Origin of the sequence: Methylobacterium sp. J-048 (assembly GCF_022829515.1) — a bacterium.
Classification (GTDB): Bacteria; Pseudomonadota; Alphaproteobacteria; order Rhizobiales; family Beijerinckiaceae; genus Methylobacterium.
The window spans coordinates 1-24,304 of record NZ_JAKSYL010000227.1; the positions used below are offsets into that span (position 1 = coordinate 1).

Below are 24,304 nucleotides of genomic sequence, written 5' to 3' on the forward strand. Positions count from 1 at the left end.
GACCGCTGGAGGGCTCCTTCGAGGCGCCCGCTGCGCGGCCGCACCTCAGGATGAGGGAATCTGATGGGAGCAAGCGTTGCCCGGGAAACGTGTCGATGCCTGTCACTGCCCCAGCCGCTCCAGCAGCGCGGGCACGTGGACTTGGTCCGCCTTGTAGTTGCCGGTGAGCGTGTAGATCACGATGTTGACGCCGCCCCGGAAGGCCATCTCGCGCTGGCGCTGGTCGCCGCCGACCACCGGGTAGAGCGGCTCGCCGCGGCGGCCCACCGACCAGGCGGCGGCGAGGTCGTTGCCGGTGATGATGATCGGGCTGACGCCGTCGCCGGCCCGGGCCGGGCGGCGCTCGGCGCCCTCAGCGGCGGGGGGCAGCGCCTCGACCCAAGTCTGGCCCGTGGCGTAGCGGCCCGGGAAGCTGTCGACGAGGTAGAACGCCTTGGTCAGCACGTGGTCGAGGGGCACCGGCTCCAGCTCCGGCACCTCGAGGGTCGCCAGCATCTTGCGCAGGTACGCCGCCTCCGGGGAGGGCGGGCCGCCCGGGCGGGCGGTGAGGGCGTCGCGGGTGTCGAACAGGACCGTGCCGCCGTTGCGCATGAACGCGTCGATCTTGCGGATCGCCGCCTCGGAGGGCTGGGGCCGCGAGGGCGCGATCGGCCAGTAGATCAGCGGGTAGAAGGCCAGCTCGTCCTTGGCCGGGTTGATCCCGGCGGGCTCGCCCGGTTCGAGAGCGGTGCGCGCGGCGAGCATCTGGGTCAGGCCGGTCAGCCCGGTCCGGCTGGCCTCGTCGAGGGCGGCGTCGCCGGTGATCACGTAGGCGAGCCGCGTGACCAGGGACGATTCGATGCCGTTCGGCCGGTTGGCCGCGGGCTCCTCGGCGCGCAGGGGCGGCGCCGGCAGGGCGGCGAATAGCAGGAGGCCCGCGAAGGCCAGTACGGCCGGGCGTCCGCGCAGGCGGCTCGCCCAGGCGGAGCGACGCAGGAAGCCGCCGAGCCACAGGCCCGCCAGGGTGTCGAGGGCGAGCAGCAGCAGCGCCAGGGTGAACAAGGTCGAGCGCAGATCCAGGGTCTCGGCTCCGGCGAGGGTTCCGATCCGGGCGCCGGCAAGCGCCGCGGTGTCGAGGGGTTTCAGGCGGTCGTCGGGCTTCAGGGCGTTGACGCTGATGCCGCCATCGGCCGGTCCGTAGAAGCCGGGTGGGTGCTCGGCGTTCCCCCGGTCGGCGTAATCGGCCGCGACCGCCGTGGCCGAGGCGGGGGGCGAGCCGAGCGCCCCGAACCCGTCCAGCGTCGCCCGGGGGGCGAGCACCACGGCGGACGCCCGGCTCGCCTCACCCGCGGGGGGCGCCGAGGCACCGGCCAGGCCGACCACCCGCCGGAGCATGTCGATGAACAGCCCCGAGAGCGGCAGGTTCGACCAGGTCGTGTCCGCGGTGACGTGGAACAGCACCAGCGTGCCCTGGCCGCGCTTCTGCGCGGTGACGATCGGCGTGCCGTCCTGCAAAGAGGCCCAGGTCCGGTTCGGCAGGTCGCCGTCCGGCTCGGCCAGGATCTGGCGGCGCACGCCGATATCGGCCGGCGGGGTCAGCCCGGCGAAGGGGCTCTCGGGCGGGAACGGCGCCAGGGTCTTGGGACTGTCCCAGGACAGGGTGCCGCCCAGCGTCCGGTTGCCCCGGCGCAGGCGGACCGGCACCAGCGGGTCGTTGCCGGCGGCGAGGCGCGGGCCGGCGAAGCGCAGCAGCATGCCGCCGGCCTTCACGAAGCTCTCGACCCGGGCGGTGGTCCGCTCGTCCAGCGCCCCAACATCGGCGAGCACCAGCACCGAGACCTGATTGTCGAGGAGCTGGGTGATCGACTCCGCCGTGCCCTTGGCGCCGCGGGCCTCCTGCACGTCGGCAAAAGGCTGGAGCGCCCGGGCGAGGTAGTAGGTCGGCGCCAGCAGCGGCTGGGCCTGATCGAGGGTGCCGCCGAACACGAGTCCGACCCGGCGGCGCTTGCCGCGCTCGTCCTGGAGCACCACGGCCCCGGCCGAACGCTCGCCCGCGATTTCCAGGCGGCTGATGCTGTTGCGCAGCTCCACAGGCATCTCGAAGGTCGCCGTCGCCTCGGTGGCATCGGCTGCGAAGGCGATGTCGCGCTCGGCCAGTGGCAGGCCCTTCTGGTCGAGGGCCCGGATCACGCCGGTGTCGCGCCCGTTCGGGGCCGCCCGCAGGGCCCGGGCCGTAAGGGTGCCGCCGGTCTCGGTGGCGGTGAGCGCCAGGGCCGGCGGCTTGTCCGCGCGCAGAACGGTCAGGGCGGCGCCGTTGCCGCCGACGAGATCGGCCAAGCCCTTGGCGAAGCGCTCGTCGCTGGCACCGGCGACGCCGTCGCTGATCCAGACGAGGCCGGCGCCGCGGTTCTTCTCCAGGAACGTCCCGATGCTGGCGAGATGCGCGTCGCGAGTCGGCAGGATCGGGCGCGGTGCCAGGGCGCGCAGGCGCTCCAGGGCGGCGGCTGGGGTCTTGGCCTCGAAGGCGGCGGCCGGCTCGGCCAGGCCGATCACCGCCACGGGCCGTCCGTCCCGGGCGGCGCCCTCGACCGCGTCGGTGGCGACCCGCAGCCGGTCGCGCCAGTCGTGGGCGGCGGCGAAGCCGTTGTCGAGGAGCACGAGGAGCGCGCTGCGCCCGCCGCCGGCCCCGACGCCGCCGGGATTCCAGACCGGGCCGGCCACCGCCAGGATCAGGGCGGCGGCGATCAGCAGGCGCAGGAGCAGCAGCCAGGGCGGGGTGCGCGCCGGCGTCTGCCGCTGCGGGATCAGGTCGGCGACGAGCTTGAGCGGCGGGAATTCGATCCGGCGCGGCCGCGGCGGCGTCACCCGCAGCAGGAACCACAGGGCCGGCAGGCCGATCAGGGCGGCGAGCGCCAGGGGCGCCGCGAAGGTCAGACCCAGCATTGCGGCCTCACTCCGGGCCGCGCGCGGCGATCAGCGTGGCGAGCCGCAGGGCCGCCTCGCTCGCCGGGCGGTCGGTGCGGTGGATGGTGAGCGTCCAGCCCTGCTGGCGGGCGATCGCCTGCAGGGCGGCGCGGTGCTCGGCGATTCGGGCGCGGTAGCGGGCGCCCCAGGCATCGGCATCGCCGATATCGAGGCTGAGCCCGCCTTCGAGGTCGTGCAGCACGGCCTGACCGGAGAACGGGAAGGTCTCCTCAATCGGATCGACCACCATCAGCAGGTGGCCACGGCTACCCCGTCCAGCGAGGTTTTGCACCACACTCGCGATCCGGTCGGGTGTAGTGAGGAAATCGCCGATCAGCACCACCTCGTCGAACCGGGCCGGGCTCGCCCGGGGCGGCAGGTCCTGGTCCAACCCGGCCCTGTCGGCGACCAGCGCCTGAATCATTCGCTCGACGATGCCGCGCGAGGCGGTGGCCCGGGTCAAGCCGAGGAGCCCGACCCGCTCGCCGCCCTCCACAAAGGCATCTGCCAGGGCCAGCCCCAGGACCAGAGCCCGTTCGACTTTAGACGCGGATGCCAAGTCCGAAAAAAAAGCCATCGAGGCGGAGCGGTCGATCCACAGCCAGATGTTGTGGGCCGCCTCCCATTCGCGCTCGCGCACGTAGAGCCGGTCGTCCCGGGCCGAACGGCGCCAGTCGACCCGCGCGGCGGCCTCGCCGGTGACGAAGGGGCGGAACTGCCAGAAACTCTCGCCCGGCCCGGCCCGGCGTCGGCCGTGCAGACCGTGGGCCAGCAGGCTCGATACCCGCCGCGCCTCCAGGACGAGACGAGGCATTTTTTCGGAGAGGGCGGTCGCGCCCTCGCTCTCGCGCCTGCCGGGGGTGCGCCGTTCGAAGTCGAGGGCGTGTGTCCCGACCAAGGCTAAAGCTTCTCGGCGAGCTTGCCGATCAGGCCCTCGATGGTCTCACCGTCGGCGCGGGCGGTGTAGCTGAGCGCCATCCGGTGCTTGAGCACCGGCTCGGCCAGCGCCTTCACGTCAGCCACGGAGGGCGCGACCCGGCCCTCGATCAGCGCGCGGGCGCGGGCGGCGAGCGTCAGCGCCTGGCTGGCGCGGGGGCCGGGCCCCCAGAGCAGTTTGTCCTTGACCAGCGGGTCGCCGCCGTCGGGCCGGGCGGCGCGCACGAGGTCGAGGATCGCCTCGACCACGGCCTCGCCCACCGGCAGCCGGCGCACGAGGCGCTGGGCGGTGAGCAACTGCTCGGTGGACATCACCGCGTGCGGGCGCACCTCGTCGATGCCGGTGGTCTCGATCAGGATGCGGCGCTCGGCGGCGCGGTCGGGATAGCCGACGTCGATCTCCAACAGGAAGCGGTCGAGCTGGGCCTCGGGCAGGGGGTAGGTGCCCTCCTGCTCGATCGGGTTCTGGGTGGCGAGCACGTGGAACGGCCGCGGCAGGTCGTGGCGGGCGCCGGCCACCGAGACGTGGCCCTCCTGCATCGCCTGAAGCAGGGCCGATTGCGTTCGCGGGCTCGCCCGGTTGATCTCGTCGGCCATCAGCAGCTGGGTGAAGACCGGCCCCTGCACGAACCGGAACGCCCGGCGGCGGTCGGCATCCTCCTCCAAAATCTCGGTGCCGAGGATGTCGGACGGCATCAGGTCCGGGGTGAACTGCACCCGTCGCGCATCGAGGCCGAGCACGGTGCCCAGCGTCTCCACGAGCTTGGTCTTGGCGAGCCCCGGCAGGCCGACGAGCAGGCCGTGGCCGCCCGCCAAGATCGTCACCAAGGCGAGATCGACGACCTTCTCCTGGCCGAAGATCACCCCGTGGATCGCGTCCCGCGCCTGACCCACCGCGGCGAGGCAGGTCTCCGCGGTCGCCACGATGCCGTCGTCGAGGCTGGTGGCCGGGCTGATCGCCTGCGTCATGCGGTTGTCCGTCTCCTGTCCGGGGTCCCGGGGAACCCCGTCGGTCATCCGGTCAATGTGGGGCCGTTCGCACCGGGCTGGCAAGGTCGGGATCGCCGCACGCGGTTTGGGCGGGATGATCGGCGGGTTGGGAACCGCCGCGCAGCGGCCGCGCGACACGGCCCTTGGCGCGGGCCGGCCGGACCATTAGGAAGGCGCGCGAGCCGGGGCGGCCGGCTGAACCTCCTGATGTCTCTCGCGGATTGCGGCGTGGGCAGCAAAGCGGGCCTCCCGCGTATCCGGTACTCACCATGCGCCTTCGAGATGTGTTCGTCGCCGGGCCCGCGCGGTCCCTCACGCGCCCGTTGGCCCGGCGCCTGAAGCGGCGGCGGACGAACGAGCCCCGGCAGGCGGATCTTGTGGCGGCCGTGAAGGCGTCGGGCCTGTTCGATCCGGCCTGGTACGCACGGCGCTATCCCGACGTGGTCGGCGAGGGGATCGACCCGCTCGTCCACTATGCGGTCCATGGCGGGCGCGAAGGCCGCTGGCCGTCGCCGCTGTTCCACGGCGACCGCTATCTCGACGCCGTCCCGGGCCTGCGCGCCGAGGGCGTGAACCCGCTGATCCACTATGTCGAGCGCGGCGCCGATGCCGGCATCGCCCCCAACCCGCTGTTCGACCCGGACTGGTACGCCGCGCGCTATCTCGGCGGCTCGGACGCCCGCGCCCGGGCGTTCTTCCATTTCGTGAAGAGTCCCGACACCGACCCGTCGCCGCGGTTCGAGTCCGCCTGGTACCAATCGCGCTACCCGGATGCGGAGGCAGCCGGCGGCATCGCGCTCGCGCATTATTACGAGACCGGCCGGAAGCAGGGCTATCTGCGCAACCCCGAGGAATTCGCCGGGCTGTCGCGGCATGTCGACCTGATCCGCCGCTCCGGGATCTTCGACGCCGAGTTCTACCGCGGGCGCTGCCCCGAGGCCGAGACCAGCGGGCTCGAGCCCCTGGAGCATTACGTGATGGCCGGCGGCTATCGCCGCTACGCCCCGCATCTCCTGTTCGACCCCGACTGGTACGCCGCGCAATCGGCGGCGGTGCGCGCCGACAGCCTCAACCCGCTGGTGCATTTCCTCGAGCACGGCGCCCGGGAGGGGCTCGATCCCGGCCCCTGGTTCGACACGCGCTGGTACACCAAGACCTATCTCGCCGACGACGAGACGGACACGAACCCGCTCGCGCATTTCCTGGCCGATAACGGCCGGCGCACGAGCCCATCCCCGCGCTTCGACGCGCCCTGGTACCTGGCTCGCTACCCCAGGGTCGCCGCTCTGGGGCTCAACCCCCTGATCGACTACGTCACGACCGGGCTTGAGGCGGGCCGCCTGACCCGCCGCGTCGCCGACGCCGCGGTGCCCGAGGCCGCCGATGCCCGCCTGTCCTGCCTGAAGCGGGAGCCGCGCCGGCACGGCCGCACCGCCCTGTTCATCACCCACGCGCCGGAGGGGCGCATCCGCGGCCATGTCGAGCCCTACCTGCGGGCGTTTTCCGAGAACGGCATCGACATCGTGCTGATCATTGCGGCCGACCAGCACAAGACCGCGGTGCCGGAGGTGATCCTGACGCTCTGCGCCTCGGCCTACCTGCGCGAGAACAAGGGCTTCGATTTCGCCGCCTGGGCGCATGTCCTCCTGGAGGACGACGACCTGCTCGATTCCGAGACGCTCTACCTCGCCAACGACAGCCTGGTCGGGCCCCTCGACAGCGGCGATTTCGCCGGGCTGCTGGCGAAAATCGATGCCTACCCGGAGGCGGTAATCGGGCTCGCCGACAACTTCTACTACAGTCACCACCTGCAGAGCTTCTTCCTGGCCCTGAAGAAGCGCTGCGTGTCCTCCTACGCGTTCAACCACTTCATCCAGTCGGTGGCGAACTGGCCGGACAAGAACAGCGTCATCACCGAGTACGAGCTGACTTTCTCGCAGCGCATGCGTGCTGCCGGGCTCGGGATGCGCAGCCTGTTCTCGGCCCAGAACAAGCACATGACGCTGGTCAACGACCCGCGCAACAACCGCACCCTGTTCGACTGGGAAAACATGCTCACCCAGGGCTTCCCGTTCGTGAAGCGCTCGCTCTTGGGCGAGCACGCCGCGATCGGGGGCGCGGCGGTGCGCGAAGCGATCGAGGAGCGGGGCTTCGACCTCGATCGGCTCGACCAGACCTTCACGTATCCCGGGCCCAAGGTCTGGGCCGACCTGCGCAAGCCCCAGGCGCCGGAGCGGCCCCTGCGGGTCTCGTATGTCTCGCCGATGAACTACGCCAACGGGCTCGGCGTCGCGGCGCGCAGCTACGTGCGGGCGCTGCACCGGGCGCCGTTCGCCCTGAACGTACATCCGATGGAGCGGTCGTTCCACGTCCATGCCCGGGTCGGGCCGGGCTGGCAGGCCCGGACCTTCTCGGGAGCGCCGGACATCGCCCTGGTGCATTTCAACGGTGACAGCTGGCAGTCGCTGATGAGCGAGCGGCAGCTCGACATCGCCGCGAGCGCCCGGCTCAAGATCGGGCTGTTCGTCTGGGAGACCTCGCATGTCCCCGGGGGCTGGCTGCCCACCGTGGACGGCCTCGACGCGATCTGGGCGCCCACCGAGTTCTGCGCCGCGATCTTCCGCCAGATCACCGACATCCCGGTCGATGTCGTGCCCTACGTGGTCGAGAACGAGCCCGGCGAGCCGGCGAGCGCCGCTGCCAAGGCCAACCTGCGCAAGGCGTTCTCGATCGACCCGGCCAGGAAGGTGATTCTCTACGCCTTCGACGGGTCGAGCTACCTCGCCCGCAAGAACCCGCACGCGCTGATCCGGGCGTTCCGGGCCGCGGGGCTGGCGCAATCCGGCTGGCAGCTCGTGCTCAAGACCAAGCACGTGTTCGACCTGCCCGACGAGGGCAAGAAGCTGCTCGACCTCGTCGGCAAGACCGGCGACGTGGTGGTGATCGACCAGCCACTGTCCCAGAACGAGCTCGGCGCCCTGTTCGAGCTCTGCGCGGTCTACGCCTCGTCGCATTCCTCCGAAGGGTTCGGCCTGACGATCGCCGAGGCGATGGAGATGGGCAAGGTCGTGGTCGCCACCGATTACGGCGGCAGCCGCGACTTCCTCGACGCCACCTGCGGCTTCCCGGTGAAGGCCGAGATCGCCGCCCTGGAGCAGACCTACGGGCCGTACCTGCGCGGCGCCGAATGGGGGCAGGTGGACGAGGCCGACCTCGCCCGGGCGCTCACCGACGCCGCCCGGGCGGTGACCAGCGGCGACGCCGCGCGGATCGGCGCCGCCGCCCGCGCCCGGATCCGCGAGCGCCTGTCGATCGGCGCGGTGGCCGCCGCCATGGAGGCGAGCGTCCGCCGGCTCCTCGCAGCCGAACCCATTTGACGCCCGGGAGACGCGATCCGTGTTGAACAAGAAGCCGGTCCCGGCCCCGTCGGCCTCCTGGAGCGCGCGCGCCTGGCCGGACGCGATCCTGCCGCTGCCCCTCGACGCGCGCTTCCACCCGGTCGACGACCGCAAGCTCGACCAGGTCGCCGCCGGCTCGCTTCCCGCCTGCCGGGCCGTGTTCGTGGCCCCGGCGGCCTCCGAGTTGTACCCGGACCTGTTCGAACCGATCCTCGCCGCACTGGCCGAGCGGCCGGATATCGGCATCTTCTACGGCGACGACGCCGTGGTGGGCGCCGACGGCCAGGTCCGCAGCGTCCATTGCAAGCCGGCCTTCAACCCGGCCCTGCTCATGGCCGACGACTATATCGGCTTCCCGCTGGTGATCCGCGTCTCGGCCCTGGCGAGCCTCACTCCGGATTTCGGCCGGCGTAGCGGCAACGCCGCCTGGTTCCGGCTGCTACTCGATGCGATCTCGGCGGGCATCGGCATCGACCGGATCCCGCAGACGCTGATCGCCTCGCCGCTGGCGCGCCCGAAGGCGAAGCGGGCCGCCCGGGCCGACGTGCTCGACCGCTGGTTCCAGGGCTCGGGCGCCCCCCTGCGCACGGCGTCGGGCCTGACCCCGGACACGCTGGAGATCCGCCGCAGCTTCGACGCGCGCCCGCCGGTGACCCTGGTGGTGCCCACCGCCCAGACCCGGCCCCGGGACGAGGACGGAAACCCGATCGCGGGCGCCAAGCCCCACGTCATCAACTTCCTCGACAGCCTCGCCCGCAGCACCTATCCGGCCGACCGGATCCGGGTGCTGATCGGCGACGATAGGGCCGACGACGCGATCTATCGGGGCCGCTCGGACCGGTTCGCGGTGACCCGCCTGCTCACCACGCGGCCCGAGGGTGCGCCGTTCAACTACGCGGCCAAGATGAACACCCTCTGGCGCGCCGCCGAGACCGACCTCGTCATCCTGATGAACGACGACCTCGTGGTGCGCCGCCCCGGCTGGATCGAGGCGCTCCTGACCTTCGCGCTGGACCGCGGCGTCGGCGGCGTCGGCGGGCGGCTGCTGTTCCCGAGCGGCAAGATCCAGCATGCCGGCATGTTCGGCGGCATCTTCGATGTCTGCGCCCATCCCTGGTACAACCGCGACGCGGCCGAGCCGACCTACGGCGACTGGGCGCTGACACAGCGCGACTGCTCGTCGGTCACGGGCGCCTTGTTCGCCACCCGCAAGGCGGTGCTGGAGGCGGTCGACGGCTTCGACGAGAGCTTTGCCCTCGACTTCAACGACGTCGACCTGTGCTTCAAGCTGCGGATGCTCGGCTACCGGATCGTCTACACGCCGTTCGCCGAGATGGCGCACCACGAGAGCGCCTCCCGGCAGACCAGCTTCGCTCCGGGCTCGCAGATCTCACGCTTCCTGCGCCGCTGGCACGACGTGCTGACCGACGACCCCGCCTACAGCCCGCAGCTGCGCACCGACACCGACGTGGTCGCCCCCCGGGCCGACGCGGCTCGCTGGGTGAGCGAGCGCCGGCCCGCCTGAGTCACAGCGCCTCGCCGCGCATCAGCCGGGGCCGGGTGCCCCGGGAGGCCGCGGCCTCGCCGATGAAGAACCGCTTGAGGCCGGGCAGGCGGTCGACGATCCCGAGGCCGAGGTCGCGGGCGAGCCGCAGCGGCAGGGCGTCGTTGGAGAACAGCCGGTTCAGCCCGTCGGTCGCCGCCGCCATGGCGAAGCTGTCGAACCGGCGGGCGCGCTCGTATTCGCGCAGCACGTCCGGGCTGCCGGGATCGAGGCCGAGCCGCAGGGCGCCGGTCACGGCTTCCGCCAGCGCCGCGGCGTCCGCCAAGCCGAGATTGAGACCCTGGCCGGCGATCGGGTGGATGACGTGGGCCGAATCCCCCAGCAGTGCCAGCCGCTCTGCCCGGAACGCCCGGGCGATGCCGAAGGCCAGCGGGTGTCGGCTCGGGCCGTACTCCAGGGCGAGCGTGCCGAGGTCCAGGGTGAACCGGCGCTCGATCTCGGCCAGCACCTCGTCGGGCTCGCCCGACAGCAGTGCGTCGGCCTCGTCTTCCCGCTCGGTCCAGACGATCGAGGAGCGGTGGCCGAGCGACCCGCCGTCCCGCAGCGGCAGGATCGCGAACGGACCGGCGGGCAGGAAGTGCTCGAAGGCGCGCCCGTTATGGGGGCGGGCATGCCCGATCGTGGCGACGATCCCGACCTGCGGATAGGACCAGCCGACCCAGCCGATCCGCGCCGCCTCGCGCAGGCGCGAGCGCGCCCCATCGGCGGCCACCAGCAGGTCGGCCTTCAGGGTTGCGCCCGTGGTCAGCTCCGCCCGGATCGCCGCGCCCTCCGGCACGGCCCGGACCACCCCGGCCCCGAGGATCTCCACGCCCGCCTCCCGGCTCGCCTCGGCCAGGGCCGTGGCCAGGGGCTCGGCCTCGACCATGTGGGCGAAGGGCTCGCCGACGCCGCGGTCGGCCTGGTCCTCCGCCTCCCGCCCGAAGGTCAGGAACACCGGCCGTACCGGATCGCCGATCCGGCTGTCGGAGATCACCATCTCGGCGATCGGCTCGGCCGCGACCGCGATTCTCTCCCACAGCCCGAGCTGTGCCAGCATCCGCCGACCGCCCGCCGCCAGCGCGTAGGCGCGGCCGCGATGCCGGGCGGGGTCGGCGGCGTGGGGGTCGATCACGGTCACGGCCAGTGCCGGGCCATGGGCCTGCTTGAGCGCCAGCGCCAGGGCGAGGCTGGCGAGGCCGCCGCCGGCGATCAGGAGGCTGCGGCTGCCGGGGCGGGGCGTCTGGGCCGTCATCGTCACGGATCTCCGGTCTGTCGGCCGAGCGCGTGGATCGCCTTGCCTGAAAGGCCTATGTCGTACTTGCACGACGAACGGAAACCCCGCGACTCATGACCGACGCCACCACCGACACGCTGACCGACGCGGTCGCCGAACTCATCGCCATCCTCGACCTGGAGCGGCTCGAGGTCGACCTGTTCCGGGGCCAGAACCCCAAGACCGGCTGGCGCCGGGTGTTTGGGGGCCAAGTGGTGGCCCAGGCCCTGGTGGCCGCCACCCGCACTGTGCCGGACGACCGGCCGGCCCACTCGCTCCACGCCTATTTCATGCTCCCGGGCGATCCCCGCGCGCCGATCGTCTACGAGGTCGAGCGCATCCGCGACGGGCGCAGCTTCACCACGCGGCGGGTCAAGGCGATCCAGCACGGCCGGGCGATCTTCGCCACCACGGTCTCCTACCAGGTCTCCGAGGGCGGACTCGTCCACCAGCCGGCCATGCCCGATGTCGCTGGGCCGGACGGCCTGCTCGACGGCAAGGCCCTGGCGGCTTCCGGCGCCACCGGCATGCCCGAGGCGGTGGCCGCCTATTTCGGCCGCAAGCGCCCGATCGAGCTGCGCCCGGTCGACCTCGACCGCTACACCGCCCGGCGGACGGGCGGGGCTCCACCGAAGCCGGTGTTCAATGTCTGGCTGCGCGCGGCCTCGTCCCTGCCGGAAGACCCGGCGCTGCATCAGGCGGTACTGGCTTACGCCTCCGACATGACGCTGCTCGACGTGTCGCTGATCCCGCATGCCAGCTCGGTGTTCGATCCCACTATCCAGGCGGCCAGCCTCGACCACGCCCTCTGGTTCCACCGCCCGGTCCGGATCGACGACTGGCTGCTCTATGCCCAGGACAGCCCGGCCGCCGGCGGCGCCCGGGGCTTTGCCCGCGGCCAGATCTTCGACCGCGCCGGCAACCTCGTCGCCTCCGTGGCGCAGGAAGGTCTGATCCGCCCGCACGGGGATTAAAACGCCTTCGCCAACGTGCGTTGCCGAAATGCACCTGCGGAAAATGCATAGTTTCGCAGCGATTGCCCGCTTGGTGGGCATGTCGGCCGGAGTGTCTGCCTCGGGTCTGGCCTGATCCGGCTATTTGCTGGGCATAACGGCGTCCGGCCGAAAAGTTCCCCGCCCTGCTTGGGTGGCATAGTCCTTGAATAGCCCCGCTCAACCGCGGGCCAGTCCGGCTCAGCGGGCGACCCGGGCCGGGTCGCCGCGCAACTCGTGCGACGGCATCGGTTTCCAAGGACTCTGTAAGGGGGCGCCGCCCATGAAGATCGTGATGGCCATCATCAAGCCGTTCAAGCTGGAGGAGGTGCGCGACGCGCTCACCGGAATCGGCGTCCACGGACTGACGGTGACGGAAGTGAAGGGCTACGGCCGCCAGAAAGGCCACACCGAGATCTACCGGGGTGCGGAATACGCGGTGAGCTTCCTGCCCAAGCTCAAGATCGAGGTCGCGGTCGCCTCCGACCTGACCTCCAGCGTCATCGACGCCATCGCGGGTGCGGCGCGCACCGGCCAGATCGGCGACGGCAAGATCTTCGTGCTGCCCCTCGAGAAGGCGGTGCGCATCCGGACCGGCGAGACCGACGCCGACGCCCTCTGAGCCGGCCCGCCGACAGCTTCAACCTTTACGCAACGCGCAACGAATCGTGACCGGAGCCACCTGTCCATGAAAGTCCGTAATGCCCTGATGCTCGGGTTGGGAGGCGCGGCGCTGGCCGTTCTCCTGATCGAGCCCTCCCTGGCGCAGACCCCGGCGCCGGAAGCCGCCTCCGCGGCACCGGCGGCCGCCGCTGCCGCCGCGCCGCTGCCCAACAAGGGCGACACCGCCTGGATGATGATCTCCTCGGCCCTCGTGCTTATGATGAGCGTGCCGGGCTTGGCCCTGTTCTACGGCGGCCTCGTGCGCACCAAGAACATGCTCTCGGTGCTGACCCAGGTGTTCGCGATCGTGTCGATCGTCGGCCTGCTCTGGGTATTCTACGGCTACAGCCTCGCCTTCACCAACGGCGGCGGCATCAACGACTTCGTCGGCGGCTTGTCCAAGGCGTTCCTGAAGGGCATCGACGCCAATTCGACGGTGGCGACCTTCTCCAACGGCGTCGTGATCCCCGAATACGTCTATCTGTGCTTCCAGATGACGTTCGCGATGATCACGCCCGCGCTGATCGTCGGCGCCTTCGCCGAGCGGATGAAGTTCTCCGCGCTGGTGGTGTTCACGATCCTCTGGGTCACGGTCATCTACTTCCCGATGGCCCACATGGTCTGGTACTGGGCCGGCCCGGACGCCGTCGGCAACGCCGCCAAGGCGCTCGCCGCCGCCACCGACGACGCCTCGAAGGCGACCGCCCAGGCGGCGCTGGATGCGGTCAACAAGGATGCGGGCTTCCTCTTCCAGAAGGGCGCCCTCGACTTCGCCGGCGGCACCGTGGTGCACATCAACGCGGGCATCGCCGGCTTCGTCGGCTGCCTGATCATGGGCAAGCGCATCGGCTACGGCCGCGACCTGCTCGCCCCGCACTCGCTGACCATGACCATGATCGGCGCCTCGCTGCTGTGGGTCGGCTGGTTCGGCTTCAACGCCGGCTCGAACCTCGAGTCCAACGGCACCGCCGCGCTGGCGATGCTCAACACCTTCGTGGCGACCTGCGGCGCCGCGGTGGCGTGGCTGTTCGCCGAGTGGGCGCTCAAGGGCAAGCCGTCGCTGCTCGGGATGCTCTCGGGCGCGGTCGCCGGCCTCGTGGCGGTCACCCCGGCCTCGGGCTTCGCCGGCCCGATGGGCTCGATCGTGCTCGGCCTCGTGGCCGGCGTGGTCTGCTTCGTGATGTGCTCCACCGTGAAGAACGCGCTCGGCTACGACGACTCGCTCGACGTGTTCGGCGTGCACTGCATCGGCGGCATCCTGGGCGCCCTGGCGACCGGCATCCTGGTCGACCCGAACCTCGGCGGCGTCGGTATCCCCGACTACACCTCGAAGCCGGGCGAGCTGGCGGTCGGTGCCTACGACATGGTGAGCCAGCTCATTATCCAGGCGGAGGCGGTCGGCCTGACCCTGCTATGGTCGGGTATCGGCTCGGCGATCCTCTACAAGCTCGTCGACCTGACGATCGGCCTGCGGGTGACCCAGGAAGAAGAGCGCGAGGGCCTCGACATCGCCGATCACGGCGAGCGCGCCTATAACTACTGAGACCGACCGGCGCGGCCCTCCGGGGCCGCGCCGCAGACGTGGAAAACCCCGGCTCCGTATGGGCCGGGGTTTTTGTTTTTGCCGTTTGGACCGTGCCTCAGCGCTCGTTCGAAAGAGCTTCGGGCCACACCGTCATTGCGAGCGCAGCGAAGCAACCTAGGGAGACGCGACATCCGGAGATCGCGCGCTGCGCTGGGTTGCTTCGCTGCGCTCGCAATGACGGGAGAGCCGCTGCGAATGCCCCGCCTGACCTGATCTCGTCCATCAGCGTGGAATAAGATCGACCTCGATATCTCCGCTCAAAAAGTCCTCGAGGAGGTCCTGGATCATGCCGGGCAGCTTGTGCCGCAAGGCATCGAGCGTTTCGGCCTCCGTGACGACGCCTGGGACATCGCTCTCCGACACATACCAGACGGCCGCGTCTGGATCCCACGTGCAGCGGATGACGGCGTGGCGGGGCATGGCAGCCTCCTGACGGGACAACAGGCATCACGCGAACCGGCCGGTGCGACAGGTTTTCGCAACGACGCCGCGTCTCTCCGGTCCGCCCGCTCATCCAGAGACGCGCTTCCCGCGCCGCAGAATGAGCGGGCGCGTTGGAGCGTCCCGCTCGACCCCGCTAAGCCGCCCGGCTCAGCGCCGCCTTCTCCTCGGCGAACGCCCAGTCCAGCCAGGGCGTCAGCGCCTCGAGATCGGCCGTCTCCACGGTGGCGCCGCACCAGATCCGCAGGCCCGCCGGGGCGTCGCGGTAGGCGCCGATGTCGAGGGCGACGCCCTCGCGGTCGAGGCGCTCGACGATGCCGGACGCCAGGGCCGCCACCGCCGCGTCGCCGCGGGCGAGCACGTCCGGGTCGGCGATCACCAGGCAGACGCCGGTGTTCGAGTAGGTCGCGGGATCGACCGCCAGCGGCGCGATCCACGGGGTCCGGGCGACCCAGTCGTAGATCGCCTTCGCGTTGGCGTCGGCCCGGGCGTGGAGCGCCGGCAGGCCGCCGATCCGCACCGCCCAGTCCAGGGTGTCGAGGTAATCCTCCACCGCCAGCATCGAGGGGGTGTTGATCGTGTCGCCCTTGAAGATGCCCTCGATCAGCTTGCCGTCCTTGGTGAGCCGAAACACCTTTGGCAGCGGCCAGGCCGGGACGTGGCTCTCCAGACGGGCCACCGCCCGGGGCGAGAGCACCAGCATGCCGTGCGCCGCCTCGCCGCCCATCACCTTCTGCCAGGAGAAGGTAACGACATCGAGCTTGTCCCAGGGGAGCGGCTGCGCGAAGGCCGCCGAGGTGGCGTCGCAGATCGTCAGGCCGGCGCGGTCGGCGGCGATCCAGTCGCCGTTCGGGACCTTCACGCCGGCAGCGGTGCCGTTCCAGGTGAAGACCACGTCGCTGTTCCGGGTGTCGATCGCCGCGAGGTCCGGCAGCACGCCGTAGGGCGTCTGGTGGATCTTAGGCGCGATCTTGAGCTGCTTGAGCGCGTCGGTGACCCACTCCTTGCCGAACGCCTCCCAGGCGGCGACCTCCACGGGGCGCGGCCCGAGCAGGGTCCACATCGCCATCTCGACGGCGCCGGTGTCGGAGGCCGGCACGATGCCGATCCGGTAATCGTCGGGCACCTGCAGCACCGAGCGCGTCAGGTCGATCGCCCGGCCGAGCTTGGCCTTGCCGATCACGGAGCGGTGCGACCGGCCGAGCGCGGCGTCGGCCAGGGCCGAAGGCGTCCAGCCCGGACGCTTGGCGCAGGGGCCGGACGAGAAATGGGGAACGCGCGGGCGCCTGTCGGGTCGGCTCATCGTCGGATCCATCCTTGCAGATGGGCGCTCCTCGGCGGGGAGGAGTGTCCCGAGCCGGGGATGCGCCGAAACCGGGCGTCTGGCAAGCGCTTGCCAGGGCTGCAGTCTTCGGCGTGTGACCCTCGCCGGGACAGGCTGTTCGGACCCACGGAACTGTCGATTAAGCTTGGGGCGTTAGCCTTAATGGCGTGCCGTGTTGCGTTCGAGGTACGCTGATGTCTTTCCACAGCGCTGCGATATTATCAGCCTGGTCAGTTTTACTTATGGTTATCGGAGCGTTAGCGACCCGGTTCGCCCTGGCGGGTCGGCTCCGGCATCCCGCCGCCCAGCCGCTGCAGCTCGATCCGCTGGATTACGAGTGCGACGGGCCGGTGATCGACTTGGAGCCTGCCTGATTGGGGCCTGCCTGAAGGTCCGGGCGCCGCTCGGCGGTGATGCGCTCGGCTTCCGCGCGGCGCCACCGGGCGATGGCGCCGTGATTCCCGCCCGACAGCACCTCCGGGATCGGCCGCCCCTCCCAGTCCCGGGGCCTTGTGTAGTGCGGGTATTCGAGGAGGCCGCCCTCGAAGCTTTCTTCGTCGCCCGATTGCGCCTTGCCCATCACCCCGGGCAGGAGCCGGACGCAGGCGTCGAGCACCACCAGGGCGGCGATCTCGCCGCCGGAGAGCACATAATCGCCGATCGAGACCTCCTCCAGGGCGCGGCCGGCGATGACGCGCTCGTCGACGCCCTCGAACCGGCCGCAGACGATCAGCGCCCCCGGGCCGGCGGCGAGCTCCCGCACCCGGGTCTGGCTCAGCGGCCGGCCGCGGGGGGACATCAGCAGCCGGGGCCGCGAATCGTCCGTTTCGGTCGCGGCGTCGATGGCGGCGGCGAGCACGTCGCAGCGCAGCACCATCCCGGCGCCGCCGCCGGCCGGCGTGTCGTCCACGGAGCGGTGGCGGCCGAGCCCGTGATCGCGGATGTTGCACGTCTCCAGGCTCCAGTCGCCCCGGACGAGCGCGTCGCCCGACAGCGACACGCCGAGCGGCCCCGGGAACATCTCCGGGTAGAGGGTGAGGATCGTGGCCCGCCAGGGCGTTTCCGCGCGCGTCATGGCGCTTGATCGCGCGCGGGGTGCGGCACGGTCAACGGCCCGGGCACCGTTCGGCCCCGCGGCGGGTTGTCGGCCATGATCCGGCGCATGCTCCTCCTCTCCGCCCTGCTGACGGGACCGGCCCTCGCGGCGGGCCCTTTAGCGCCTGCGGGCGCTCCCGCGAGCGCGTTCCCGAAGCCCGACCGGCCGGTGGCCGAGATCGTGGCGCCGCAATGGTCTTCGGAGGCCGAGCGGGACAAGGCCGGCGAGTTCGACGCGGTCGCCCGCGGCATGGGCATCGCCACCGGGGAGACGGTGGCCGATATCGGCGCCGGCAGCGGCTATTACGTGGTGCGCCTGAGCCCACTTGTCGGTCCCGGCGGCAAGGTCCTGGCCGAGGACGTGACCCCCGCCTACCTGGCCAGCCTGGAGCGGCGGGTGAAGGCGCTCGACAACGTCACCATCGTGCACGGCGAGGCCCACGACCCGCGCTTGCCCCCGGCCTCGGTCGATGCCGCGATCCTCGTGCACATGTATCACGAGATCGCCCAGCCCTTCGGGCTCCTGCACAACCTCGCCCCGGCGATGCGACCGGGCGGCCGGGTCGGCATCGTCGACGCCGACGACATCCCGTCGCGGCACGGCACCCCGCCGACGCTGCTCCGCTGCGAACTGGCCGCCGTGGGTTTTCGCGAGATCGGGTTCCAAACCTTGAGCGGCGGCGCCTATCTGGCGATCTTTGCGGCGCCCGCGCCGGACGAGCGGCCGCGCCCGGAGTCGATCCGTCCGTGCCGGGATGCCGCGACGCCCCTCTGAGCGGTTCGGGTCGCGCGGTCAGGACGCATCGCCGGTACCCAGATGGGCCGCGAAACCGGTGCGATCCGGGACCAGGTCAGGCCGCAGCTCCATGGACGGGATCGCGTAAGCGCCGCCGTTCTGTCGCCGGAACGGGATGGGATCCGTGCTGAACAGGGCGCGCATCCGGGCCCGCAGGCTTTCCGCGGTGGCCGCGAAGCCGGTCTCGCTCAGGCTGTCGGCCCGATACATGACGAAGGGCGGGAGCACGGCGTAGCCCGGGTAGAACAGCACGCCGTGCTGGATCGGGAACAGCAGGTCCTCGATCGGGCCGTTGATGCCTCGGGGACCGTAATGCGTCTCCCAGCCGCCCGCCATCACTATCAGCATCGCGCGCTTGCCGGCGAGCGTGCCCTCGCCGTAGCGGTCGCCCCAGCGGGTCTCGCTGTGCTCGCCGACGCCGTAGGCGAACCCGTAGGCGTAGACCCGGTCGATCCATCCTTTCAGGATCGCCGGCATTGAGAACCACCAGAGCGGGAACGCCAGGATCAGCGCATCCGCCCACAGCAGCTTGGCCTGCTCGGCGGTCACGTCGTCGGTCAGGGTCCCGGTGGTGAACGCCGCGCTGGACGCGGCCGGAACCCGCAGGCGCGTAGCGTCCGGCAGGGATGGGAAGTCGGTCCGATCGACCGCACTCTTCCAGCCTGCTGCGTAGAGGTCGGTGACGCGGACTTCGTGTCCGTCCGCCTCCAGTTGGTCCACCGCCACGCCGCGCAGCGCGTTCGTCAGCGATGCCGGATCCGGATGGGCCGAGACGATGAGGATCTTCATGGTGCGAGCTCGCTGGGGAGGAGGAGCCGCGAAGCTAGAAGCCCGTTCGGCCATCCGATAGATGGCATGGCGAGATAGGATCGTTCCGCGCAATGGATCAATCGAGCGTCACGTTGGAGCGGATGCGCAGCTTCGTCCGCGTGGTCGAGCGCGGCAGCCTGTCGGCCGTGGCGCGCGAGCAGGGCGTCGGTCAATCGACCGTCAGCCGGCACGTGGCCGAGCTCGAAGCCGCCCTCGGGGCCACCCTGCTGAACCGGACCACGCGGCGGGTCACCCTGACGGACGAGGGCCAGCGCTTTCACGCGGAGGCGCGTACCATCCTGCGGTTGGTCGACGAGGCCACGGACGGCGTCCGGAACGCGGGCGGCGGCCTGACCGGCACGGTGCGCGTGTCATGCACGGCGGCCCTGGGCGTTCGCCACGTCTGCCGGGCGTTGTTCGCAGTCCAGGATCGCTATCCGGGAATCAGCGTCGATCTCAGCCTCACCGATGAGCGCATTGACCTGGTGCGCGAGGCGATGGATGTGGCGATCCGGCTCGGCCCGCTGGCGGAGAGCAGCCTGCAGCGCAAGGCCGTCGGTCGCTCGCGTCGGATCCTGGTGGCGTCGCGGCGCTATCTCGCGGAACACGGCCGGCCCGAGAAACCGGACGACCTAGTGCGGCATCCGGCGATCCGCATGAGCAACGTTGCCGGCAGCGACACGCTGTGCCTGTACGGGCCGGACGGCGCGACATCCCGCATCCCGGTGGACGGCCGCCTGCTGGTCGATCACGGCTTGGCCGCCCGCGAGGCCCTGGCGCAGGGGCGCGGCATCGCGGCCGCTCATATCTGGCTCGTCGACGATCTGCTGGCGGCGGGCGCGATCGAGCAGGTCCTGCCGGACTACGCGCCCGAGCCCGTCCCGCTCTCGATCCTGGTCGTGCCCGGCCGCATCCGCATCCGGCGCGTCCGGCTCGTCGTGGATGCCCTGGCGGCAGCGCTGACGGAGCTTCCCGGCATCGCCGGGCCGTGAGCCGGACGGTCACACCCGCGCTGGGACAGGGGTGTCAGCCCGGATCGTCGGCGGGCTTCTCGCCGACCGGCGCGAAGAAATCCTCCGGCAGGACCACGGTGACGCGCCGCTGAGGGAGGTCCAGGACCGGCACGAAGGCCTTGGTGAAGGGCAGGAGCGCCGTGGCGCCGCCCGCGACGGGGCGGAGCTCGAGGAGGTCGCCGCCGCCGTAATTCGGCACCGCCACGACCGTGCCGACGACGGTCCCGGCCTCGTCCATCGCGGTGGCCCCGACCAGGTCGGCCGCGTAGACCTCGTCGTCATCCTCGGGCTCCGCCAGGCGGTCGCGGGGGACGAACAAGGCGACGCGGTTGAGCGTCTCGGCGGCGCTGCGGCTGCCGATATCCTTGACCCTGGCGACCAGGATGTCGGGGGAGGAACCAGGGGCAGTGCGCACGCCCGACAGGGTCAGCGTCCGACCGTCGGAGGTCAGGAGCGGGCTGTAGCCGGCGATCGCCAACGGATCGCCGGTGTGGGATTTGAGCCGGATCTCGCCGTTGAGCCCGTGCGCGCGCCCGAACTCGCCTAGGAGGACGAGGTTCGGGTCGGACGGCAAAGGCGGCACCACCGGCTTCGGGGCCGGTGCCTTGGACGATGTCGCGGCCTCGGGCGCGATGGCACCGATCGCCGTGCCGGCGCGGCCGCGGCGACCGCCGTCGCGGGAGAATGAACCTGCGGGGCGGCGCGCCATGGCGGGGCCGCCTTACGCCGCAGCGTCCTCAGCGGGCGCGGCGGCCTTCTCGGCGCGCTTGGTCGCACGCTCCTTGGCCTTCTCGCCGGGCTCGGCCTTCTGCGGGTTGTTGCGCGTCGGACGCTTGGCGAGGCCAGCCTGGTCGAGGAAGCGCAGGACCCGGTCGGTCGGCTGCGCGCCCTTGGCGAGCCAGCCCTGGATCTTCTCGGCGTCGAGCTGGATCCGGGCCGGATCGTCCTTGGGCTTCATCGGGTCGTAGGCGCCGACCTTGTCGATGAAGCGGCCATCGCGGGGGGCGCGGGCGTCGGCGACGACGATGCGGTAGTACGGACGCTTCTTGGCGCCACCGCGCGTGAGACGGATCTTCAGGGCCATTGTCTTAGGACTTTCTCTGTTCTTCGACCGACGGCGCATGGTTGGCCGCGATCGTCTGGTGGTGCCGAATCACTTCCTTGACCACGAAGGCCAAAAACTTCTCGGCGAAATCGGGGTCGAGCTTGGCGTCGACCGCGAGCTTGCGGAGCCGGGCGACCTGACGGGCCTCCCGGTCCGGATCGGAAGGGGGGATCCCCTTTCGGGCCTTGAGCTCGCCGACCCGCTGCGTGCAGCGGAAGCGCTCGGCGAGCAGATGGATCAGCGCCGCATCGAAATTGTCGATGCTGTCGCGCAGGCGCGCGAGTTCGGGATCGACCGCCTGGGCCGCCAGCACGCTCATTTCTTCTTCCCCGGCATGAAGCCGCCGAGGCCGGGCAGCTTCGGACCGCCGAGGCCCGGAAGCCCCGGCATCTTCGGCATGCCACCCAATCCGCCCCCGCCCAGGCCCGGCGGCATCGGCGGCAGCTTGCCGCCGAACTGTTTTTCGAGTTGGGCGATCTGCTCCGGGGTCGGCTCGGGCATGCCGGGCGGCAGGCCGCCCATCCCGCCGCCGCCGAGCCCGAACATCGAGCCGAGCGCCTGCCCGATGCCGCGCTTGCCCGAGCCCATCGCCTTCATCATGTCGGCCATGGTCCGGTGCATCTTCAGGAGCTTGTTGATCTCCGAGACGTCGACGCCCGAGCCCGCCGCGATGCGCTTCTTGCGGGAGTTCTTCAGCAGGTCCGGGTTCTTGCGCTCGTGCGGGGTCATCGACGAGATGATCGCCCGCTGGCGCTTGAACATCTTCTCGTCGAGTTTGGCGCCCTCGACCTGCTTCTTCATCGCGCCCATGCCGGGCAGCATGCCCATCAGCCCGCCGATGCCGCCCATCTTCTCCATCTGGGCGAGCTGCATGGACAAGTCTTCGAGATCGAACTTGCCCTTGCGCATCTTCTCCGCGGTGCGGAGCGCCTGCTCGTGGTCGATGGTCTCGGCGGCCTTCTCGACCAGGGAGACGATGTCGCCCATGCCGAGGATGCGGTTGGCAACGCGGGCCGGGTGGAACTCCTCCAGCGCGTCGACCTTCTCGCCGGTGCCGACGAGCTTGATCGGCTTGCCGGTGACGGCGCGCATCGAGAGCGCCGCGCCGCCGCGGGAATCGCCGTCCATGCGGGTGAGCACGATACCGGTGACGCCGAGGCGTTCGTCGAAGGCCCGGGCGGTGTTGACCGCGTCCTGGCCGGTCAGCGCGTCGGCGACCAGCAGCACCTCGTGGGGCCGGGTCGCGGCCTTCACCTCGGCCGCCTCGACCATCAGGGCCTCGTCGACCGTGGTGCGGCCGGCGGTGTCGAGCATCACCACGTCGAAGCCGCCGAGCCGGGCCGCTTCCATGGCGCGCTTGGCGATCTGCACCGCCGACTGGCCGGCCACGATCGGCAGGCTCTCGACGCCGACCTGCTTCGCGAGCACCGCGAGCTGCTCCATGGCGGCCGGGCGGCGGGTGTCGAGGGAGGCGAGCAGCACCCGCCGCTTCTCGCGCTCCGACAGGCGCCGGGCGATCTTGGCGGTGGTGGTCGTCTTGCCCGAGCCCTGGAGGCCGACCATCAGGATCGGCACTGGAGCGGGGGCGTTGAGGTCGATCACCTCGGCATCGGTGCCGAGCATCGCCACCAGCTCGTCGTTGACGATCTTGACGACCATCTGGCCGGGGGTGACCGACTTGAGCACGACGGCGCCGACCGCCTTCTCCTTCACCCGGTCGGTGAAGCCGCGCACGACCTCCAGGGCGACGTCGGCTTCCAGCAGGGCGCGGCGGACCTCGCGCATCGCCGCGGTGACGTCGGCTTCGGTCAGGGCGCCCCGGCGGGTGAGCCCCGAGAGGATGCCGGAGAGACGGTCGGACAGGCCTTCGAACATGGTTTTTCGGACCCGCGCTTACTGTTCGAGCCCGGCGCGCTCGACGCGGCGCGCCTGCAGGGCGGCCTCGAAGCTGCGCACGGCGCTCGCGAACTTGTCCCGGCAATCCGGATTGCAGAAGCCGACCACGGCGCCGTTATAGAGCGTCAGCGAATCGGCCGAGATCGGCTTGCCCGACCAGGGGCAAGTCTCGTTGATCGCGTCCGCAATGTTCAATGCGGCTTGGGTCACGGCGACTTGGGGCATGCAAAGGCCTCGACCGGCGGATTCCGGCGCGGCGGATCGGCCCAACACAGATCGCGCCCGAGGGCGCGGACGCGCTGTCGGGCGTTGACCTCCGGTCTCGGGGACCGGTCGGCTTCGTGTCGAGGCGATCTGCTACGGATCGGAGGCGCGGGGGTAGCGGCAGCGGCCGCGAAAGTCAATTTTCGGTGTCCTCGCCCGGGAACTACCTCAGGGTTGAAGCCGCCCATTAACTTTTACGGATCGTTAAGCATGTTGGGACTCTGATCGGGCAGCACCCGTTCAGGACGACCGCCGATGTCGGAACCCGCCCGCACCTTGCCGCCGCACGAGATCGGCAGCCGAATCGCCCCCGGCCCCTTGCGGGACTGGCTCGCGACGATGAAGACCCACAGCCCGGCCGAGCCGCGCGGCGACGACCGCCCGCAAGAGGCCGCGCCGGAGATCCAGGCCCCCCGCGGTGCCGAGGCGGCGTGGTCGCCCCGGCTGGTGGCTCAGCCCGACGGGGTCGGCGCGGTCGCGGAGGATGCGGACGTGTCCGAGCTGATGGCCGAGAACATGATGCTCAAGGCCAAGCTGCGGCTGGAGGCCGAGCGTCAGGACGAGCTGCAGGCGATCCTGGCCGAGGAGATGCGGGCGCTCCGGGAGCACATCCGCGAGGAGATCGGCTCGATCGAGGATCTGCGCGCCGAGCAGGAAGAAGTCCGCGCCGAGCGCGAGGAGTTCCGGAACGAGCGCGAGCGGTTCCGCCAGGAGCGCGAGCACATGCGGGCCGAGCGCGACCGGGCCGTCGCCGAGCGCGATGGGCTGCGGGCCGAGCGCCACGCCATCGCGGCCGAGCGCGATGCCCTGCGCGAGGAGCGCGACCTGTGGCGGGCGCGGACCGAGGCCCTGGCCCAGCCGCTGTTCCAGGCGCCGAAGCGCTGAACATTCAAGGCTTAAAAAGCCGAAGGGCCACCCGTGAGGGTGGCCCTTCCATTGCCGAACCGTCATGTCCGGCGGAACTGTCCCGAAATCGGGGCTCAGACGCGTCTTAGATCGACGCGCCGGAGGCGACGGTCCAGGTCCGGTAAGCCGAGACTGACGGCTGATGACAATGAGACACTGGATCACCTCCTTTCGTTCGTTGCGGGTGAAGCGAAGGTAGGTGGCTCCGGCCCGCTTGTGAAGCCCCGTGGCTGCGCCCGTTTGTCCTCCCCGTGCCGGCGCCCGCACCCGTGCTTCCCCGCCCCGGCTGTCGGGCGTATGACCGGCGCACCGAGGTCAGCCCGAACCC

At 71.1% G+C, this 24,304-nt stretch carries 21 protein-coding genes; 8 read left to right on the forward strand and 13 right to left on the reverse strand.

Annotated features, from left to right (window positions below; translation table 11 throughout):
* Nucleotides 1-102: 102 nt before the first annotated feature.
* From MKL09_RS22225 to MKL09_RS22235, 3 genes are read right to left on the reverse strand one after another with little or no spacing between them, the layout of a single operon-like run.
* Nucleotides 103-2,922 (reverse strand): DUF4159 domain-containing protein, encoded by a 2,820-nt coding sequence (locus tag MKL09_RS22225; protein ID WP_244023774.1) that lies wholly within the window; start codon nt 2,920-2,922, stop codon nt 103-105.
* A gap of 7 nt (nt 2,923-2,929) precedes the next feature.
* On the reverse strand, nt 2,930-3,841 hold the full coding sequence (locus MKL09_RS22230) for a DUF58 domain-containing protein (RefSeq protein WP_244023777.1): 912 nt from the start codon (nt 3,839-3,841) through the stop codon (nt 2,930-2,932).
* Nucleotides 3,842-3,843: 2 nt separating this feature from the next.
* Entirely contained in the window at nt 3,844-4,848 is a 1,005-nt protein-coding gene (locus MKL09_RS22235) for an AAA family ATPase (protein WP_244023779.1), read from the reverse strand.
* 290 nt (nt 4,849-5,138) lie between these two features.
* Here MKL09_RS22235 and MKL09_RS22240 point away from each other — a divergent pair, with 290 nt between their 5' ends.
* Entirely contained in the window at nt 5,139-8,246 is a 3,108-nt protein-coding gene (locus MKL09_RS22240; protein ID WP_244023781.1) for a rhamnan synthesis F family protein, read from the forward strand.
* Nucleotides 8,247-8,265: 19 nt separating this feature from the next.
* Nucleotides 8,266-9,792, forward strand: a complete 1,527-nt coding sequence (locus MKL09_RS22245; protein ID WP_244023783.1) for a glycosyltransferase family 2 protein — start codon at nt 8,266-8,268, stop codon at nt 9,790-9,792.
* Nucleotide 9,793: 1 nt separating this feature from the next.
* Here the strand turns inward: MKL09_RS22245 and MKL09_RS22250 are convergent, their stop codons facing one another.
* The gene (locus MKL09_RS22250) at nt 9,794-11,065 is read right to left on the reverse strand and encodes an FAD-dependent monooxygenase (RefSeq protein WP_244023785.1); all 1,272 of its coding nucleotides are present in this window, start codon (nt 11,063-11,065) and stop codon (nt 9,794-9,796) included.
* Nucleotides 11,066-11,160: 95 nt separating this feature from the next.
* On the opposite strand from MKL09_RS22250, the gene tesB reads away from it, so the two are divergent.
* The 3 genes from tesB (at nt 11,161) to MKL09_RS22265 (ending at nt 14,284) form a co-directional block, all read left to right on the forward strand.
* Nucleotides 11,161-12,060 (forward strand): acyl-CoA thioesterase II, encoded by a 900-nt coding sequence (gene tesB, locus MKL09_RS22255; RefSeq protein ID WP_244023787.1) that lies wholly within the window; start codon nt 11,161-11,163, stop codon nt 12,058-12,060.
* 301 nt (nt 12,061-12,361) lie between these two features.
* Complete coding sequence (locus tag MKL09_RS22260; protein WP_092036434.1) at nt 12,362-12,700, forward strand: P-II family nitrogen regulator; 339 nt, start codon at nt 12,362-12,364, stop codon at nt 12,698-12,700.
* 66 nt (nt 12,701-12,766) lie between these two features.
* Nucleotides 12,767-14,284, forward strand: coding sequence for an ammonium transporter (locus tag MKL09_RS22265; RefSeq protein ID WP_244023789.1), 1,518 nt, complete (start codon nt 12,767-12,769; stop codon nt 14,282-14,284).
* 264 nt (nt 14,285-14,548) lie between these two features.
* Here MKL09_RS22265 and MKL09_RS22270 read toward each other — a convergent pair whose 3' ends face one another.
* From MKL09_RS22270 to trmD, 3 genes are all read right to left on the reverse strand, one after another.
* Complete coding sequence (locus tag MKL09_RS22270) at nt 14,549-14,746, reverse strand: DUF1902 domain-containing protein (RefSeq protein WP_244023791.1); 198 nt, start codon at nt 14,744-14,746, stop codon at nt 14,549-14,551.
* A 157-nt stretch (nt 14,747-14,903) separates the two neighbouring features.
* Nucleotides 14,904-16,070, reverse strand: coding sequence for a phosphoserine transaminase (locus tag MKL09_RS22275; RefSeq protein WP_244023793.1), 1,167 nt, complete (start codon nt 16,068-16,070; stop codon nt 14,904-14,906).
* A gap of 352 nt (nt 16,071-16,422) precedes the next feature.
* Nucleotides 16,423-17,166, reverse strand: a complete 744-nt coding sequence (gene trmD / locus MKL09_RS22280; protein ID WP_244023794.1) for a tRNA (guanosine(37)-N1)-methyltransferase TrmD — start codon at nt 17,164-17,166, stop codon at nt 16,423-16,425.
* A gap of 75 nt (nt 17,167-17,241) precedes the next feature.
* Between trmD and MKL09_RS22285 the strand changes: the two genes are divergently transcribed.
* On the forward strand, nt 17,242-17,961 hold the full coding sequence (locus MKL09_RS22285; RefSeq protein ID WP_244023796.1) for a class I SAM-dependent methyltransferase: 720 nt from the start codon (nt 17,242-17,244) through the stop codon (nt 17,959-17,961).
* 18 nt (nt 17,962-17,979) lie between these two features.
* Here MKL09_RS22285 and MKL09_RS22290 read toward each other — a convergent pair whose 3' ends face one another.
* Nucleotides 17,980-18,771: an NAD(P)H-dependent oxidoreductase gene (locus MKL09_RS22290; RefSeq protein WP_244023798.1), complete on the reverse strand. Its 792-nt coding sequence runs from the start codon at nt 18,769-18,771 to the stop codon at nt 17,980-17,982.
* 92 nt (nt 18,772-18,863) lie between these two features.
* Between MKL09_RS22290 and MKL09_RS22295 the strand changes: the two genes are divergently transcribed.
* Nucleotides 18,864-19,784 (forward strand): LysR family transcriptional regulator, encoded by a 921-nt coding sequence (locus MKL09_RS22295; RefSeq protein ID WP_244023800.1) that lies wholly within the window; start codon nt 18,864-18,866, stop codon nt 19,782-19,784.
* Between the two features lie 34 nt (nt 19,785-19,818).
* Here MKL09_RS22295 and rimM read toward each other — a convergent pair whose 3' ends face one another.
* Genes rimM through MKL09_RS22320 form a run of 5 tightly spaced genes read right to left on the reverse strand, consistent with a single transcriptional unit; the run spans nt 19,819 to nt 23,031 of the window.
* Nucleotides 19,819-20,514 (reverse strand): ribosome maturation factor RimM, encoded by a 696-nt coding sequence (gene rimM / locus MKL09_RS22300; RefSeq protein ID WP_244023802.1) that lies wholly within the window; start codon nt 20,512-20,514, stop codon nt 19,819-19,821.
* A 12-nt stretch (nt 20,515-20,526) separates the two neighbouring features.
* Nucleotides 20,527-20,889 carry a 30S ribosomal protein S16 gene (gene rpsP, locus MKL09_RS22305; RefSeq protein WP_147896965.1) on the reverse strand — a complete coding sequence of 121 codons (363 nt, stop codon included), beginning with the start codon at nt 20,887-20,889 and terminating at the stop codon, nt 20,527-20,529.
* A 4-nt stretch (nt 20,890-20,893) separates the two neighbouring features.
* Nucleotides 20,894-21,229 carry a chorismate mutase gene (locus MKL09_RS22310; RefSeq protein WP_243942886.1) on the reverse strand — a complete coding sequence of 112 codons (336 nt, stop codon included), beginning with the start codon at nt 21,227-21,229 and terminating at the stop codon, nt 20,894-20,896.
* Nucleotides 21,226-22,785 (reverse strand): signal recognition particle protein, encoded by a 1,560-nt coding sequence (gene ffh, locus MKL09_RS22315; protein WP_244023804.1) that lies wholly within the window; start codon nt 22,783-22,785, stop codon nt 21,226-21,228. Before ffh ends, MKL09_RS22310 begins: the two co-directional genes overlap by 4 nt.
* Before the next feature lie 18 nt (nt 22,786-22,803).
* Nucleotides 22,804-23,031 carry a glutathione S-transferase gene (locus tag MKL09_RS22320; protein ID WP_244023806.1) on the reverse strand — a complete coding sequence of 76 codons (228 nt, stop codon included), beginning with the start codon at nt 23,029-23,031 and terminating at the stop codon, nt 22,804-22,806.
* Nucleotides 23,032-23,325: 294 nt separating this feature from the next.
* Between MKL09_RS22320 and MKL09_RS22325 the strand changes: the two genes are divergently transcribed.
* Nucleotides 23,326-23,955, forward strand: coding sequence for an ATPase (locus MKL09_RS22325; RefSeq protein WP_244023808.1), 630 nt, complete (start codon nt 23,326-23,328; stop codon nt 23,953-23,955).
* Nucleotides 23,956-24,304 lie beyond the last annotated feature (349 nt).

Coding starts and splice junctions, on each gene's coding strand:
- MKL09_RS22310 (WP_243942886.1), bottom strand. CDS start 21,229: ATGAGCGTGCTGGCGGCCCAGGCGGTCGATCCCGAACTCGCGCGCCTG.
- rpsP (WP_147896965.1), bottom strand. CDS start 20,889: ATGGCCCTGAAGATCCGTCTCACGCGCGGTGGCGCCAAGAAGCGTCCG.
- MKL09_RS22250 (WP_244023785.1), bottom strand. CDS start 11,065: ATGACGGCCCAGACGCCCCGCCCCGGCAGCCGCAGCCTCCTGATCGCC.
- MKL09_RS22290 (WP_244023798.1), bottom strand. CDS start 18,771: ATGAAGATCCTCATCGTCTCGGCCCATCCGGATCCGGCATCGCTGACG.
- MKL09_RS22320 (WP_244023806.1), bottom strand. CDS start 23,031: ATGCCCCAAGTCGCCGTGACCCAAGCCGCATTGAACATTGCGGACGCG.
- MKL09_RS22240 (WP_244023781.1), top strand. CDS start 5,139: ATGCGCCTTCGAGATGTGTTCGTCGCCGGGCCCGCGCGGTCCCTCACG.
- MKL09_RS22265 (WP_244023789.1), top strand. CDS start 12,767: ATGAAAGTCCGTAATGCCCTGATGCTCGGGTTGGGAGGCGCGGCGCTG.
- rimM (WP_244023802.1), bottom strand. CDS start 20,514: ATGGCGCGCCGCCCCGCAGGTTCATTCTCCCGCGACGGCGGTCGCCGC.
- MKL09_RS22270 (WP_244023791.1), bottom strand. CDS start 14,746: ATGCCCCGCCACGCCGTCATCCGCTGCACGTGGGATCCAGACGCGGCC.
- MKL09_RS22295 (WP_244023800.1), top strand. CDS start 18,864: ATGGATCAATCGAGCGTCACGTTGGAGCGGATGCGCAGCTTCGTCCGC.
- MKL09_RS22260 (WP_092036434.1), top strand. CDS start 12,362: ATGAAGATCGTGATGGCCATCATCAAGCCGTTCAAGCTGGAGGAGGTG.
- ffh (WP_244023804.1), bottom strand. CDS start 22,785: ATGTTCGAAGGCCTGTCCGACCGTCTCTCCGGCATCCTCTCGGGGCTC.
- MKL09_RS22225 (WP_244023774.1), bottom strand. CDS start 2,922: ATGCTGGGTCTGACCTTCGCGGCGCCCCTGGCGCTCGCCGCCCTGATC.
- MKL09_RS22285 (WP_244023796.1), top strand. CDS start 17,242: ATGATCCGGCGCATGCTCCTCCTCTCCGCCCTGCTGACGGGACCGGCC.
- MKL09_RS22275 (WP_244023793.1), bottom strand. CDS start 16,070: ATGAGCCGACCCGACAGGCGCCCGCGCGTTCCCCATTTCTCGTCCGGC.
- MKL09_RS22235 (WP_244023779.1), bottom strand. CDS start 4,848: ATGACGCAGGCGATCAGCCCGGCCACCAGCCTCGACGACGGCATCGTG.
- trmD (WP_244023794.1), bottom strand. CDS start 17,166: ATGACGCGCGCGGAAACGCCCTGGCGGGCCACGATCCTCACCCTCTAC.
- MKL09_RS22325 (WP_244023808.1), top strand. CDS start 23,326: ATGTCGGAACCCGCCCGCACCTTGCCGCCGCACGAGATCGGCAGCCGA.
- tesB (WP_244023787.1), top strand. CDS start 11,161: ATGACCGACGCCACCACCGACACGCTGACCGACGCGGTCGCCGAACTC.